This window comes from Candidatus Cloacimonas sp. (assembly GCA_035403355.1).
In the GTDB taxonomy this organism is placed as follows: Bacteria; Cloacimonadota; Cloacimonadia; order Cloacimonadales; family Cloacimonadaceae; genus Cloacimonas.
In genome coordinates this window covers 62,830-79,056 of record DAONFA010000003.1, presented here as the reverse complement: position 1 = coordinate 79,056, position 16,227 = coordinate 62,830, and the positions used below count along the sequence as shown (strand labels likewise).

Below are 16,227 nucleotides of genomic sequence, written 5' to 3'. Positions count from 1 at the left end.
CAGTTAATTGTGGTTGCCCACACGGGTAGAATGGTAGTTATAACTTAAAGTATCGGAACGAGCCGGAGGAACATTATCTTCAATGAAATATTCTTCAATGCCGGTTTCGGAAACAAATCCGGTTTTAGGATTGATTGTTCTGGTTACAATATGCTCCGGAACTTCAAAACTATAACGCGGGTCATCACTTTTGGGCAGGCGTCCTTTATTATCATTGCGAATTGCCTTAGTCATAATTTGACCCCAAATAGGTGCACAACTGGCACTGGCAGAAATGGCAGCATTGTTATCAAAGCCATTCCAGATACCTAAAGTGTATTTTTTGTTAAAACCGATAAACCAGGCGTCACGATGGTCACTGGAAGTTCCTGTTTTTCCTGCTGCCTGCCAATAGTAATTATTTCTGGCAGCGGCACCTGTTCCGGAACTGACTACCGATTGCAACATAGAAGTCATTATGTAAGCAACCTGAGGAGAGGTGACTTCATATTTTGCAGAGCTCTTGCGTTCCAAAACCTTACCGTTCATATCTTCCACTTTAGTAATAAACACAGGTTTTGTGCGAAAACCGTTATTTGGAAAAGTGGTAAAAGCCGAAATCAGGTTTATGGGGGTAACTTCATAAGCACCAAGAGCAACGGAAAAATCCTCTGCTTTAGCATCAATGCCAAAACGCCTGAAAGCATCATTTACCACATCCAACCCTAAGTCCATAACAGTTTTAACAGCCCACACATTGTAAGAATGAGTAATGGCAGTGCGCATTCTGGTAGGTCCGTAATATACCCGGCTGAAATTTTGAGGAGTCCAATCCTTTCCGTTTCCTCCAGTTAAAGTTATAGGAGCATCGTTAATTACGGTGGCTGGAGTATAACCATGTTCTACTGCAGCTGTGTAATAAGTAGGTTTTATGGCACTACCGGGTTGTCTCTTTGCTTGAGTGATGCGGTTGAATTTGCTGTGAGCGAAATTTCTACCTCCAATCATAGCTAAAACCTGCCCGGTGCTGTTGTCCATCAATAATAAACCCCCTTGCAAATAGCGGGTATTGATATCCACACTGTTTGGCGAAACATTACTGTATTGCATAGAAGCAGGATAGCCCTTTTCAACCCGGGAAAGATATTTATTCAGCACTGAATCGGCATACACAGATAATTCCCAATCCATAGGAGTATAAATTCGCAAACCACCTTCAAAGAGTTTTTCTGTGCCATATTTATGTTCCAGATACAAACGGATGTGTTCTATGTAATAATCTGTAGCATATTGTTGCATAGAACTGCGGTCACCTGTTATTTTAGAAGCAACTGCCTGATTGTATTCATCCTGGCTAATCTTTTTTGCTTTCAGCATTTTGCCCAAAATCATATTTCGTCGTTCAATCAAACGCTCGGGATGTTTTGCAGGATTATAATAATTGGGACGCTGAATCATTCCTATTAAGGCGGCTGATTCAGCTAAAGTAAGATCGCGGGCATGTTTTCCGAAATAATACAGAGAAGCTGTTTCCACTCCATGCAGTTGCCCTCCCCAAAAGATTTTGTTAAAATAAATCTCCAGAATCTCGTCTTTAGTAAATTCCCGCTCAATCCTTAATGCCAGGATAATTTCTTTTAGCTTGCGGGAAACCCGTTTATCCAAAGTAAGAAACATATTGCGTGCCATTTGTTGAGTGATTGTACTTGCCCCTTGGGAAAAATCCAGCCGCATAATATCAACTGCCAAAGCACGCATATTGCCTAAAAGGTCAATTCCGAAATGGTGATAGAAATGTTTATCTTCCGTAATTATTAAAGCATCAATCAGATATGGAGGAAGTTCTTTCAGGGAAACCAGTTTCCGTTTTTCAAAGGCAAAGAGATAGACCATTTTTCCGTTACGATCATAAACCTCAGAACCGGAACGCATAGTAAAATTCCTCAGTTCACTGGTGGGAGGTAAACTGTCGTGATAAAACCATAAGGCACCTGTAAAAATACCGGTAAGCACACAAAATGCAAACCACAGGTATTTCAGAATGCTATATATCTTTTCTTTAGAGCGTGTTTTCATAATTTTATAATGTCTGTGTTTTCACTTTTCCTATCTATATATAATGTAAAGTAAGCAATTATGCTACCACTAAGCAAGGCAATTAAGAGCAGGATTGGTGTCAACACAAAAACTTTATCGCTATGAATAAGAATGCTGCGAACCATAATTAACTGCATCAAATTATGAGCGATAGCTCCACAAATACTAATTCCGTAAACACCCAAACCCAAATGAAACCAACTCACTAAAACCATAATTACGATAGCAGTTATTCCCGCAGTTAAAGATAAGATTGTTGAAGGACTAAGCAAAGTGAGTGTAACAATACCGCTTAAAAGAGTTTTACTGATATTTACTACGAATGCCTCCCAAATTTTATGATGAAGGATTAGGTAGAGGATAACAATATTGGAAAAACCAACTCTGATAAAAGGTAAAGGCAGCATCCGCATTATGAGGTCTTCCACAATGTGAATTGTGGCTGCTAAAGCAGTATAGAAAGCTAATTGAGTGAGGGTAGATTTATTGCTGATGTTCATTGCAAATATTGTTTCACAAAAGGATTTTCCGCTTTATAGAGTTCTTTGACATTACCGCTGAAAATCACCTTGCCGTTGTCTAAAAACAGCACCTGATTAGCTATTGTTTCAATATCCTTCAATTCGTGAGTAATAGTAATCAAAGTAGCGGAAGCAGTTTCCACTATCCGGGTGATGTAATACATTATTTCCCGCGAGGTGATAGGGTCCAATCCCGAAACGGGTTCATCAAAAATAATATAATCCGGTTGATAAACCAAAGCTCTGGCGATGCCAATTCTTTTCCGCATACCTCCGCTAAGTTGTGCAGGATATAGGTTTACGGTATTTTCCAGACCTACCATTTGCAGGCATTTATATACCCTTTCCCGAATGAGAGAGGCATCTTTTTCTCCGCGTTCATAAAGAGGCAAGGCAACATTTTGCAGAACCGTGAAGGAATCCAGCAAAGCAGCATTTTGGAAGACCATAGCAAAGCGTTTTTTAGTGGCTCTGCGTTGTTCTTCATTAGCCCGGTGAATATCTACGCCATCAATAATAACCTTGCCGGAAACAGGAAAATATATTCCCAGCAGAGTTTTTATCAATACAGTTTTACCGCTACCGCTACGACCTAAAATCACCAGATTATTTTCTTTATGCAGTTTGAAGCTGATATCCGTTAAGATATCATTATCGTTTAAAGAAACACAGAGCTCGTTAACATCTATCATATTTACGCCAGAAAAACAAAAAAACGATGATAATTCCAGCCGAATTTGCCATAAAATCATAAATAGATACATCCCGACCTGATATAAAACGCTGATGATATTCATCCAGCCCGGCAAGCAATAGCAGAAGAAGATAAATGAGCACAACCGTAATAAATTTCCAGTCCTTAAAGCGAAGCCAGTATCCAAGCAGACAACTGAGAACAGCGTAAATGCCAATATGCTCCAGTTTGTCCAAACCGATAATATTTACGGAGGGAATATGTTTGGAGGGAAGGGAAGATAAAATCCAGATTAAACAAAACCAGATTATAGTAGGGTAGAGAGTGCGAAAGAATTTTTTCATTATCTACTGTTGTAAAAGGAGCTTACTTTGACCGGGCATTTTTCAGGCGGGAAATTTGGTGTCCTCTGGTAACACATTTTAATAGATTTCGGCATTCTCATTTATTTAACAGCTATCAGTTCCCAGCTGGAAGTGAGCCCTTTCTTTTTAAATGTTGCCTTCACGGCATACTGATTGTTGTAAACCCACAGGTTAAGCTTGTTGTTTTCCTGCAGCATATTAAAAGTAACCATATCAATGTAGGGCATTTTCCGGTCTGTTAAATTTTGGAAAGTAATTTCATAGTGTTTAGCAGGATATTTGCCAAGGGAAGTTGAGATGGTCTCTGCACTCAGCTTTTTAACATTTGCCTGCCAGCGAACGCCGTTGGCATCTATCGGAAAATTGCCACCGGTAGCTTTACCTCTAATTACTTCTGCCAGAAAAGAAAAAACATCCCGGCTACCAATAGCTGTTTTATATCGGCATAAACTGTTATCGGATAAGCGAGACATAGTAGCTTCGGCAGCATCGTGATTGTAGTTTACGGTTACTTCATCGCTAACATTTTTCTGTTTTACAATGCGACAATAGGTTAGAGGCAGAAACTCGCCGTTGTGTTCAATTCTGTATATATTATTGATTTGTGGAAAGAGAGGAGTTTCTTTCACCGATTTTACTTTAATTTCAAGCAGCGGTTCCCGGTCACTGATTTGAATATCAATCTTAGCCAGTTTAATTCCTGCTGCCTTCATATAATATGTAGCGGTTAAGGCATTCAGCAAACTGCAGCCAATCAGAATAAGAGTTAAAAGGTATTTCAGGATGTTTCCTCCGTTTTTATCTGCACCTGAACCTGTTTAATGCTTTTTTCGTCTGCATCCAGAATAGTAAATTCAATTCCATCCTCAGAGCTAAGTTTTTCACCAATAGCCGGCACCTGATTGAAAGAGGCAAGCAGAAATTCAGCTAAATTATCGTAATCATCCACAGAAATTGAGGTAGAGAAGATTTCATTAAACTGGCGGATACTGTAGTTTCCGTTTAAGATATAGGTAGTATCATCTTTTTTTATCAATTCGGGAATTTCATCCTTATCATATTCATCTCTGATATCGCCAACGATTTCTTCCAGAATATCTTCTAAAGAAATTATACCGCTGGTGCCTCCATATTCATCCACTACTACGGCAACCTGCAGTTTGCGTTGTTTGAACTGATTCAACAAGGTTTGCACTTTCATATTTTCCGTTACAAACCAAACGGGACGCATCAATTGTTTGATGGTCTTCTTTTCCGGATAGAGCAACAGGTCTTTCACATAAATAATTCCGATAATCTCATCTATGCTACCGCGATAGACAGGAATTCTGGAATATCCGCTTTCAATAATAACCTTTTTCAAGTCCTCCAGACCCTTGTTTTCTTCAATAGCTGTAATTTTTACGCGGGGAACATAAATTTCTTTTATTTCCGTTTCTTTAAATCTGAAAAGACCTACCAGCATCTTTTTTTCGTGTTCTTCCAAGGTATGGCTGCCACTTTCCGATTGCAGTAAATTGTGAAATTCTTCGTTCGTGAATTGAGCTCCAACATAGCGATCTACCGTTTTATGGCTGGAAATGAGTTCACTAATTTTTTCCAAAATCCAAACTGCAGGGTATAAGATTGTATGGAAAAAAACCAGAGGCAGCGACAAAAAAGCGCTTACAACATCCGCTTTGGAAAGGGCAATCAGTTTGGGAGTTATTTCTCCCAAAAACAGAATCAGAATAGTGGTAACTATAATTTGCACGGTTACTACAGAGGACTCTGTGAAACCGTATTTAATCCCAATTTGTAAAGCCAGCAAAGTTCCAAAAGAGGAAATTGCCAAGTTTACGAAAGTATTGCCTAAGAGCAAAGTTATCAGTATTTGTCTGGGTTTGCCAAGTAACTTTAATATCCTTTTTGCGCTGTTTTTATCACTATTTTCCAAGCGCTTCAGTTGAATTCGCGACAGGGAAAAGAGAGCCGTTTCAGAGCCGGAAAAAAAAGCCGATAACGCAAACAGGACAATTATTATAAACGCCTTACCGTCATCCACAGTTAAATTTTACCTTCTGTAAGTTCTAAATAATATTCTTCTTGCTTCTTCATTTTTTCTGCATCCGCGCTTTTAATATGGTCATATCCAACCAGATGTAACAGACCGTGAATTAAGACCGCGCGATATTCTTCTTCCATAGTTCTTTTTCCCTTTTGCAGGAAAAGCTGTTTTATGTCAATAACAATATCACAAATACGCACAGGTTTGGCGTAAAATTCATCTTCCTCAATGTCTAAATCCAGGTCGCTAACAGGTAAATCTGCAGTGATAAAACTTAAGATATCGGTGGTTTCATTTAATCCCCGATACTGTTTATTATAGTGTTTCATAGTTTCGCTATCAACCGTTTTTACACAAATCTGATAGCAATGTTCCGGGTCTTCCTGTCCACAGATAAGCTCTGCTATTTTTTCCTGCGTGGATTCCGGGATAATTGCTTCGCCAATAATATTCAAGTTATTCATCTTTTTGAGGTTCCGGATAATCTAACCGTTTACGATAGATGCTATCTAAAACGGGAATAAAACTTTGCTTCACTTTTTTCAGGTCTTGCATAGAAAGAGGAGCATCATCAAATTGCTTTTCTTGTAGCAAATAGTGAATCGTAGTGTCTATAATTTTGGCAATATCCTCTTCATTTTCAATTTCTTTGGCTTTGGTAGTGGATTCTACAATATCTGCCAGCATTACGATGGCAGCTTCTTTTGTTCGCGGTCGGGGACCCGGATAGCGATAGGCATCTTTATCCAGTTCTTTGCCTTCTTGATGTGCTTTTTCATAGAAATAGCGGATAATGGAATCTCCGTGATGTTCCATAATAATATCAATTACCGGCTGAGGAATTTTATATTTTTTGGCTAAGGTAATGCCTTCCGTAACATGATTACGAATTAATTGAGCGCTTTCTTCCGGTTCCATTTGAGAATGAATATCTCCGGAATCCTCATTATTTTCCGTAAATATCTCAGGATTGATAACTTTGCCGATATCGTGATAATAACTGCCAACTCTGGCTAATAGAGGATTGGCTCCAATCGCTTCTGCCGCGTGTTCTGCCAAATTTCCCACTACCAAAGAATGATGATAAGTTCCAACTGCCTCGGTTGCCAGTTGTTTTAGCAATGGATGATTAAAATCCAGCAGTTCCAAAAGGGTCTGCTTAGTGGCTCTATTCCACTTTTTTTCATAAAAGGGAACAATCAACAAAATACCCGTAACGCTTAAGGAAGCGGAAATGAAATCATAGCCCAGGTTACGCAATATCGTTATAAATGTATCCCGCTTGTAAATTCCAAGGCATAAAGTTACCACCGCTAAGGAGATAATTAAATATAACCAAATCATCAAATATTCGTGCCAGGCATTCTGTCTTTTTAGAATCAATAAACACATAACGGTGGATAATAACATCAACACCGGAGTGAATGTTTCCCAGCTTAAAAACGGACTGATTACCAATATATTGCAAACGCTATAAAGTAAACCGAATTCAAAATTAACCAGAATAGCTCCCGCGATGGCAATCATTGCAAAAGGAATTATCAAATTGCTTAAGGAAAGAACGAAATTACTCAGCACCGTAAAGATTACCAGCAATAGGAATCCTAAATTTACCGGTAAGAAATCCGCCACCGGAATTTTTGCTTCTTTACTCTGCACTCCGTAATAATGATTTGCCAGAAAGATAACCACAAAGATGAACAGCAGCAAACCCAAAGATAAAAACATTTCTTCTAACGGGGATTTGCGGATTTTTTGGCGACGGTATGCTTCCTGCAACGATTCCAGCTTACGAACATCATCGCCGGTAACCCGAGAGTTTTTTCGCACGATTACTTCGTTTTTTAGTACCATTCCTTCGCTTGGCTGAACCGTTTGTAAAGAATTATTGTTTATTTCATTCAGTTTTTCTTCATTAACCAGCAAATTGGGTTTTAGATATTGTTCCGCAAATTCAGTTACAAAGGTCTCTGCTTCGGGGAATTTGCTTTGCAGAGTAGTTTGCGCCATAGCCAAAGAAAGAAACTCTTTGCTTGCTCTTTTTACCGGGTTGCCATTTTGCAAAACCAGGATACTATCCTCGGTAATAGATTCGTAAATACCTTGTTTATATAAAATGCCCAGTTCGCGACGCAGCGATTCGTAAATTTTATCGCGGTCATTTGAATGCGTAGCAAACGCAAGTGCTTCGGAAGAAAAAGAATAGCCACCGCGTTTCAGTTCGGAAGCAATTTTTTCCCCATCCATTGTCGGCTGGATTGTGCATAATATAGAATAGATATTATCCAGAGCACTAACGGCAGCAAATAATGGCTCATCCGATAGCTCGTAGGGTTTATTTACCCGGGAAAGAACCTCCTCCTTTTCTTCAGCAAGTTCCTGAGGTGATTTCAAAACAGGGAAATCAAAGGGAGCAATAATTTCCACTTCCGAAACCTGACCTTCCTTCAGATTATATTCCGGATAATTAACTCTTCCGATGGCAACTATCTGGTAAATACCAACTATAATTATAGCCGCTGCAACACAGTAAAGTATATATTTAGAATTCATATTTTATCTTTTTTACAAGATACCTTCTCTGTCAAGTGCCTTTTTTTACAATTGCCGATTCTCCTCTTTCTTGTTGGCTTAATGACTCCTTAACGACCCTTTAACGCTGAATTAATTTCGTTAAGGAATTGTTAAAGCAGTGTTAAAGCGTCTTTAAAGAAACGGCTCTGAGACAAGCAGTTATCCATTTTTCGTTGAACAACTTATAGCCAGTCCATATTGTAAATATATATAAGAAAAAGAGGATATTTAAACAAAGAGAGAAAGAGAAAAAGAGATTTATTTGAGAATTGAGAATTGAGATACCTTATAGCCCTTGGCCCTCCGCTCTCCGCCCTCTGCCCTCTGCTCTTCGCCCTCCGCTCTCCGCCCTCCGCTAAAAGCCCTTTTTTTCTTCTTGGCTGAGAAAAAAATTATCCTCTGTTTCTCTTTGTTTTCAACCGATTTTACGCTATATTATCTATAACGACTTATGAATTGAGGAGAAACAATGATTCAGCTCTCAGAGCTACCTGTTAGTTACGGTAAAATTCATCTTCCTGCAAAAGTTGCCCTGGTTGTTACGCAAAAACCTGCCGGCGGTTATAATTTAATTACGATTGAATGGTTTATGCGCACTTCTCTGCAGCCCCCGATGTTTGCAATTTCTATCGGGAAAACCAGATATTCTTATGAATGTTTGGAAGCCAACAGATATTTTAATCTGGTATTTCCCTCTCTAAAAATGAAACCGTTGCTAACTTTTTGCGGTTCCAATTCAGGCAGGGATATGGATAAATTCGCTGAAAATAATGTAGAATTCATTTCCGGAAAACTGCATAAACTTCCTGTTTTGAAAGATGCCGTCGCTTGTTTTGAATGCGAAGTTGTGTCCCAAATATTGAGTGGAGACCATACAATATATATTGGCAAAGTGCATTACAGCTGGCAAAATCCCGAAGAGAAACTTTTCTGGTATCAGGAAGGACTGTAAACAATATCACCATCGGAAAGGTTGAGAAGGTTTTGAAGTTTGAGATGGTTGAACTACTTTAAAGCTCTTTAGGGTGATATAGTATAGCGATGGTGGGTAAGCCCCTTGTAATAATGACAAACTATTTACCCTTGGCTAAAATCCCCAAAGAGTAAACCCGTTTTACCAATGATAATTAATCTGCAGAATTGGCGTTTTATTTTGTAAATTAAAAGATACCCCGGCTTTTTTATTGGGAGCCGTTATCCTTAAAGCATCTATAGTACTTATTAAATGGTTTAAAATTAAAACCCCTCCGGCAACCAGAGCATAATCATCGTAGTCCATACTCCGATTCCGGATTTTGTTATATTCGCTTCTGTGATTGGAACTATCCCAATACCAATATTTATCTGTTCCATAAGCATTTTCGTCAATATATTGTTGCTGTAATTCAGGATTATCCGGATACAATTCCATAGCCGTTTGACGCACCCAATTATTATAGCCCCCGGCATCAAAACCGCTACTTTCATAACGGGCTAATTGTTTATAAAAATCATCATTATAACCATCGGGATTCAGATGAGCAAACTTAACGGCGTATTCATAAGAATCCTGTTTTAGCACTTCGCTTTCACTGTTATAATAATAAATGGAACCAATTATTAATACTTCTGCAGTTAGCATTGCATAGCCGTAATCTTTACCGGAACTTATTTGTGACCAGCCGGGGATAGCTAAAGATTTTAAGGTGGTAACTGCTCTGCTTTGTGCACATAGCATCGGGAAAAGAAAGATGGCTAAAAGAATTATGCCCAGGCGTTTCAAATTGTTACTCCTAAAATTCAATCCGATAATTCAGCATTGCTCCGTTGGCAGGTAAAGGAGCAAAATAAAGCTCTCCGTGTTTTTTCTTGGATAAAATGGAACTGTCAATTACGCTAACACATCTATTCAATAGCATTAAACCCAGGGCAAGCTGATTGTTCATTTTTACCGTTTGATACCTTTTGCGGATGTGTTTATATTCCTGCCATTTTTCTTCGCTTTGCCAATTCCATTCTTCATTGCCTTGATAAGTATTAGCAGCAATGTATTCAGTATAAGCATTCGGATCATAATTATAGATTAGATAATAGTTGCGAGCCATCATTTCCTGAATATTGTTGTAATAATCGCTATTGGGATAATCTTGCACTGCCTGATAGAGGTCATTGGGCATTCCATAAGGCACGCCGGCATAAAGTTCGGCAAATTGCATATAGTTCTTTTTCTGCATCTCAATTTCCTTATCCGTAGCGATAAAAACATAAATATTTACTAAATCCGCACCCAGCAAAGTGGCACCCCGGGTGTTATGCCCTAAAAGTAATTCTCCCGTTCCCGGCAAAATTAAGGAAGAAACAGGATAGATAATTTTAGGTAAGGCAAAGAGAGGAATTATTCCCCATAACAGGACTGTAATTAAAAGCCAGGTCTTCCGTTTTAAAAATTCCACTTCACCCCCAACATCGGTGTAACATTTCCGGAAGGCATTGCAGCATAAAAATTTAAGGAAGGAACGGTTTGGGAAATATAATAACGGTTAAAATTACGGGTAACCCTAACGGCATCAAGTCCTGCAGCTAAATGATTGAATGCCAAACCTAAAGTAAAAAGTTGAGCCACGCTGTAAGAATCTTTGGCGTCGTTACGCATTCTAATATAGGTCTGACGCATACTGCTCATTTCGGGGGAGTCAATAGAAACAGGCGTTCCGGGATTAGTTCCGTCGGTAGGATAATTACCAATCCAATGTGTCTGAGGGCTATCCAAGGGTCCGTCAAATTGCCAACTTGGAGATACAGGATTTCCTGAGGCATCGGTAGCAAAACGATAATACCAATCCATCCAGCCAAAAACATATTGAGGGTATTTACCAATATCTTCATAAAAATGTTGGGTATTTGAGGCGTCCAGACGGAAATAGCTCTCATCATAAATATCCACTGTATTAACATTGATTAGAATAGCTTGAACCCTATTCTGACGAGCCCTGTCATAACGGTATTCGGTTATTTTTTCTCCATCTGCAGTGGTATAGGTTATCTTTTCTCCATTGGCATATTTTTCGTATTTATCGGTTTTATCTTTGCCTTCGTTGTTGAAATACACCAGTCCGCCAATCAGCCCGATTTCCAAAACCGGGAAAATATAGGTTGTAAGAACGGTTTTATTGGCATAAAATTGACCTGCACCAGGAACCAGCATAGACATAACCATAGCCAATTGAGCACTTTTCCGGTTGTAGTTTTGTTTTATTAAATCGTTAGTAACAATGGAATCACGCATTGCATTCTGTGGTTCTTCTTCTGTTTGATTGAGCCATTGGTCAATGTCGGTTTTAGGTTTTTCCTGGCAGAAGAGGTATAAGCCAAAGCCGGCAATAAAAATAAGCAGCATAAATTTCTTCATTGCTAACTCCCTAAAAAAAATCATTTCTCCACTGCAAATTTCAGGCGTTTAGTGGAATCGTTATTTTCCAGAACCATAATGTAAACCCCGGAACTGAGACCTTTAGTGCTTAATTCATAATCCCGCGGGTTATTTTGGGTATCAGGAATCAACATCTTTTTTACTAAGGTTCCGCTGATATCATAAAGACATAGTTTGGTGTCTCCAAAATAATTCTGGAGGTTTAATTTAAAATATTGTTTGCGTACGGGATTTGGATAGATATAGGCAAATTTATCCGCTGAACCGATATTTTCATCTTGGAAGTCAAAAGTGACACATCCGCTTTCTGCATTTCTGTAACCGGCAAAAAGGATAGGGTTACAGGCAATATTCTGTTTACTGTGAATAAACAGCTTTCCGTTATTTTCAGGATAATACCAGGATAGGATTTGCTGTTCCGGCTGGTAATACAGATAATCATTCTTTGCATCGTTATTTACGGATAAACACAGCTCAGGAATTATGTTGCCTGTTTTATCTATTGCCAAATAACCTTCATCCTGGATAGGATAATACAGAATCTCAGCAGTATCGTTTTTTAAAGCGATTGGGCTTTTGCTGGTAGAAACTGTCTGCGGAGAAATAACCGGAAAGTGAGTTAACTTTGTTCCATCCGCTTTTAGGGCATAAAGTTTATTACCAAGCCCAAAGAACAAAACCGGAGAAATATCTCCCAAAGCGGAACAGGCAAGTTGCCCCGGAATTTCATTGGTATGATTAGCAAAGATTAATTCCAGACGGTTATTATATATCCGGTATAAATTTCCGCTATTTGCCATTACAAAAATCATTGCAATGCTCTTATCCGGGTTTGTATAAATCAGCGGTTCAATATTGCCACAAGGTTCAGGCAGGATAAATTCATTGGCTATTTCCAGGTTATCTAATGCCAAAGTATATAGATAGTCCTTTTTTAATATTATAACATTATTGTCATAACCCGCAATACATATAGTTCCAGGTAAACTGATATAATCCTGAATGCTGAAGTTTTTTACGGAGTAAATACAATCTTTTGTAGTTACAATTAAAGTATTAGTTATAGATAAGGGGGTAGTTGTAATAGTATCAGGAAAGGAAATGTGATGATAGGCAGGTGAATCATTTGCCCAATCCGTAAAAAACAAATAATTGCCGTTAACAGTAACAAGTTCGTTATAACCATCGTTATTGAGGTCTGTTTTTTGCAAAGGATAATCCGATAAGTGAGAATGTGTGCTAAATTCACCCATCATATCCTGCCATTCGTTATCTGTCTCATTATAGCTAATTAGATGTATAGAACTACCGATAACAACAGGAAGATTAGTTTCCTCAAAACTGGTGTTGATGATAGGTCCGGTAAGAATAAGATTGGCAGCAAAATCTAAAATCTGAGTGCTGTCAAAATCACCGCTTTCTACCTTGAAACTCATTTTTTTCGCAGGATTGCCGATTTCCTTTAAATGATACAACCCCGGGACATTGAAACTATCTACCAGAGGTGGTTTTGTAGTTGCAGTAAGTTCAGGTTTCCAAGGTTCCTGACTCCAGTTTATAAATAAGCCGTTTGTATCAAGAACCGGTTTACGGGAATGAAAATATTCATAAGGTGTTCCCGTCCAATACATAGAATAGTCACTACCCAGGTCTGTTAGCCCGTCAGCTTCAATTACGGAAACCCCTTTATGGTAAAAACCGGTATTTACAGTATTCGCATCAAAATTACTAACCCAATTACCATCGCTATCGGTTTGCCCTTCATCATACAAGATAGCTTCATTGATATGCCAAACAAGAATACCGCCTCCAATTGCCGAACCATCCGTTTTGATAAATGAAGGTAAAAGATAGTCATATTCGTAAGTTGGAGGTGGGGGAGAGATATCGTCAAAAGGAGTAGGATACAGAATAACGCGTCCATCCAAAGCCCCAAAGACAGCTGTGCCTCCATCTCCATCAGGGTCAACATTGCGGTTTTCCACTAAAATATATTCTTTGGAATTTAGGGGAATTTTGTATGTATGAGGAACGGAAGCATTATCATTTTGCAGAGCACTAATAGCGCTTAAGGATAGTTCAGTCATTGTAGCAAAATTAGGAAATTCTTTTAATAGACCACGCTCCAGGTAACTATCACGAAACATCAAATTGCGGGAAAAAGCTCCGGGCAAAGTTGGCAAGGCACCTTCCACATAAACCAAATCACCATTTTCCATTTCCGCAACCAGAATACCGGAACCACCACTATCCATAATATCAAACACACCAACCATCGGAGAAGAATTGTAAACATTATACAAATCCACCGTCCCCAAAGAGTGACTGAATTCGTGAGCTATCACAGCATTTAAGGCACCATAACCATTATGAATTGTAATTCCGTTTTCTACATTATCATAAAAATCCTGTGATATTGTTTCCGGAACATTACAGCAATGGGAAATAAGCACTGCTCCATTATCTACAACCGCTTCTTTGCCGTCACCTACTTTTATAAAAAAAGAGGGCAGGTCTGATGGTGTATCTCCCATAATATCATGTTGCCAGTCCGAACCGGAATGTATTATCATATAATGTCCATAACTGGAAAAATCTATCTCCTGGTCTGTGCTGTCAGCAGTTTCCAAAGCTGTTTTGAAATATTCTTCCATCCGGCTTACAAATAATTCGGAACTTGCTCCCGGAGGATTATAGTAACCTAAACTTTTAGGTAAAGTATAGGCAGGTTTATTTTTAGGATAAACATCGTAATTAAGAGTATAATCGCTTGCAGAAACAGCTAAATAATAATATTTCAATGCTTCCAGATTTGCCTCAAAATATTCTCTGTTATGGGGTGGAGCACCAACAGAATAAATATAGGTGGAATCTGGTTGCAATTGAAATTTTCCGTTACCGGTAGTATTGGTATCATCGGTTTCTTCTAAAGCAAAATCTACCAGAATAACCAATAAACGATCATAGTTTGCATTATCCCTTTTAGTTAAATCCTGTTTGGAATTATGCTGAATTAGCTTATTTTGATATGGATGATCAATAAGTTTATGGTATTGTTGGCTGTTACGCAATACCATTTTTTGTCCTGGTAAAATAGCTGCCACCAGGACACATAATATCAGTAATATATTCTTTTTCATCTTATTTAGGTGAAGTTAGTGTTCCTTATCCTCTATGGTGCAAGGAGGACATTATTCTTCCGTTATTAAAACTCAAACCCCAGAGAGAAGATCTTGTTATAATTTGTTAATCCTCCTGCAGGAACCATAGCAAAATCAAATCCCAGCTTATAACGATTGCTGAATTTGTAATGCACTCCAACGCCAAAACTGGCACCTTCAACTTCACCCGCTTGATCGGAATAATAACCGCCGCGTAAAGCAATCAGATTCAAGTAAGTATATTCTGCCCCAACTCCATAAATGGTTTCGTCAAAATACTTCCATCCGGTAATAAACCTTTCATACAAAGGATCATCGTTTGCCAGAATTTTACTCATTTCGGCAGTAGTGATTAAGCGTCCCATCGGATTGTCAAAAACTGTATAGCCAAGCCCGGCTCTGAAAGTCATAGGAGCAGGGTCTGATTGATCTTTATCCACATAAGTAATATTGGGTCCGATATTCTGGATAACAACTGAAGCATTAAAATTATCTACAGCCACATCTTTGAACAAAACTCCGGCATCAAAAGCAAAGCTGAAAGCAGAACCTTCCGTTTCAGTTAAACCAGTGCCGGGTCCCAGATAAGAATACAATAGCTTAAAATTGCCCCCGATACCAATTTTTTCAGGGACTACTTCATAGCCATAACCTAAAGCTCCGGCAACTTCATAAGTGTGAAAATCACCTAAATTTACATCCTGGGAACTGGTTTGTGGCTGAGTTCCAGCATCCAACCAGATTACATGAGCATTGATGTTACCAATACCATAAAAATAATTATTGAATCCCAAATATTCATAGAAGATATCATCAATTCCGGAACCTTGTAACCAAGGGATGTGAGTTGCAGCTATTTGTGTATTTTTGTTAAAAGCTGCAGCTCCGGGATTCCACCACATAGCATAAGCATCATCAGCTATGGCAGAATAAGCACGTCCCATAGCATTGGCACGAGCTCCGGGCTCAAAAGTTAAGAATAACATTGTTGCCTGAGAAATTCCAGACAAGGCATAAGGTAGAATTAGCATCAGCAAAATGCTGAACACTATTATGTGGCGCTTGAACATTATACCTCCACAGGGTTTTGTATAATAAGTTTCAGGTTGCATATAAAGATCAACCGAAGTATATGATATGAATTCATATAATCTAATCTGCGGGAAATAAATATCAGTTTAGATTATGCCTCTTCTACAGTCAACTACATTATTAGGACTTAGTCCCCATAGCAAATAAAAGGTCTTCGCTCCTCAAAGTTAACGATGGTGCCGAAGGCCGGAATCGAACCGGCATGAGCTAATGCCCGGTGGATTTTGAGTCCACTGCGTCTACCAGTTTCACCACTTCGGCACTCTCTTTATTTTGCCACAAAATCAA

General features: G+C 38.8%; 14 protein-coding genes and 1 tRNA gene. 1 reads left to right on the top strand and 14 read right to left on the bottom strand.

Going from position 1 to position 16,227, the window contains the following annotated elements; translation table 11 throughout:
• Positions 1-3: 3 nt before the first annotated feature.
• The 8 genes from PLE33_01660 to PLE33_01625 form a co-directional block, all read right to left on the bottom strand.
• Positions 4-2,055 (bottom strand): PBP1A family penicillin-binding protein, encoded by a 2,052-nt coding sequence (locus tag PLE33_01660; protein HPS59954.1) that lies wholly within the window; start codon positions 2,053-2,055, stop codon positions 4-6.
• Positions 2,052-2,576, bottom strand: a complete 525-nt coding sequence (locus PLE33_01655; GenBank protein HPS59953.1) for a Gx transporter family protein — start codon at positions 2,574-2,576, stop codon at positions 2,052-2,054. The genes PLE33_01660 and PLE33_01655 overlap by 4 nt, the downstream gene beginning before the upstream one ends.
• Entirely contained in the window at positions 2,573-3,289 is a 717-nt protein-coding gene (locus PLE33_01650) for an ATP-binding cassette domain-containing protein (protein HPS59952.1), read from the bottom strand. Before PLE33_01650 ends, PLE33_01655 begins: the two co-directional genes overlap by 4 nt.
• Positions 3,276-3,635: a VanZ family protein gene (locus PLE33_01645; GenBank protein ID HPS59951.1), complete on the bottom strand. Its 360-nt coding sequence runs from the start codon at positions 3,633-3,635 to the stop codon at positions 3,276-3,278. The genes PLE33_01650 and PLE33_01645 overlap by 14 nt, the downstream gene beginning before the upstream one ends.
• A gap of 101 nt (positions 3,636-3,736) precedes the next feature.
• Entirely contained in the window at positions 3,737-4,399 is a 663-nt protein-coding gene (locus PLE33_01640) for a hypothetical protein (GenBank protein ID HPS59950.1), read from the bottom strand.
• A gap of 35 nt (positions 4,400-4,434) precedes the next feature.
• On the bottom strand, positions 4,435-5,700 hold the full coding sequence (locus PLE33_01635) for a hemolysin family protein (protein HPS59949.1): 1,266 nt from the start codon (positions 5,698-5,700) through the stop codon (positions 4,435-4,437).
• Between the two features lie 2 nt (positions 5,701-5,702).
• Positions 5,703-6,167 carry an rRNA maturation RNase YbeY gene (ybeY, locus tag PLE33_01630; protein ID HPS59948.1) on the bottom strand — a complete coding sequence of 155 codons (465 nt, stop codon included), beginning with the start codon at positions 6,165-6,167 and terminating at the stop codon, positions 5,703-5,705.
• Positions 6,160-8,256, bottom strand: a complete 2,097-nt coding sequence (locus tag PLE33_01625) for an HDIG domain-containing protein (protein HPS59947.1) — start codon at positions 8,254-8,256, stop codon at positions 6,160-6,162. Before PLE33_01625 ends, ybeY begins: the two co-directional genes overlap by 8 nt.
• A 490-nt stretch (positions 8,257-8,746) precedes the next feature.
• Here PLE33_01625 and PLE33_01620 point away from each other — a divergent pair, with 490 nt between their 5' ends.
• Positions 8,747-9,229, top strand: coding sequence for a flavin reductase family protein (locus tag PLE33_01620; GenBank protein HPS59946.1), 483 nt, complete (start codon positions 8,747-8,749; stop codon positions 9,227-9,229).
• Between the two features lie 162 nt (positions 9,230-9,391).
• Here the strand turns inward: PLE33_01620 and PLE33_01615 are convergent, their stop codons facing one another.
• The 6 genes from PLE33_01615 to PLE33_01590 all read right to left on the bottom strand — a co-directional run bounded on the left by PLE33_01615 (position 9,392) and on the right by PLE33_01590 (position 16,200).
• Entirely contained in the window at positions 9,392-10,039 is a 648-nt protein-coding gene (locus tag PLE33_01615; protein HPS59945.1) for a hypothetical protein, read from the bottom strand.
• Positions 10,040-10,049: 10 nt separating this feature from the next.
• The gene (locus tag PLE33_01610) at positions 10,050-10,709 is read right to left on the bottom strand and encodes a hypothetical protein (GenBank protein ID HPS59944.1); all 660 of its coding nucleotides are present in this window, start codon (positions 10,707-10,709) and stop codon (positions 10,050-10,052) included.
• Positions 10,697-11,665: a hypothetical protein gene (locus PLE33_01605; protein HPS59943.1), complete on the bottom strand. Its 969-nt coding sequence runs from the start codon at positions 11,663-11,665 to the stop codon at positions 10,697-10,699. The genes PLE33_01610 and PLE33_01605 overlap by 13 nt, the downstream gene beginning before the upstream one ends.
• 20 nt (positions 11,666-11,685) lie before the next feature.
• Positions 11,686-14,826 carry a T9SS type A sorting domain-containing protein gene (locus PLE33_01600; protein ID HPS59942.1) on the bottom strand — a complete coding sequence of 1,047 codons (3,141 nt, stop codon included), beginning with the start codon at positions 14,824-14,826 and terminating at the stop codon, positions 11,686-11,688.
• A 65-nt stretch (positions 14,827-14,891) separates the two neighbouring features.
• A complete protein-coding gene (locus PLE33_01595; GenBank protein ID HPS59941.1) occupies positions 14,892-15,917 on the bottom strand; it encodes a PorV/PorQ family protein in 1,026 nt (341 codons plus the stop codon).
• Between the two features lie 196 nt (positions 15,918-16,113).
• Positions 16,114-16,200: transfer RNA gene (locus PLE33_01590), tRNA-Leu, on the bottom strand.
• Positions 16,201-16,227: the final 27 nt, after the last annotated feature.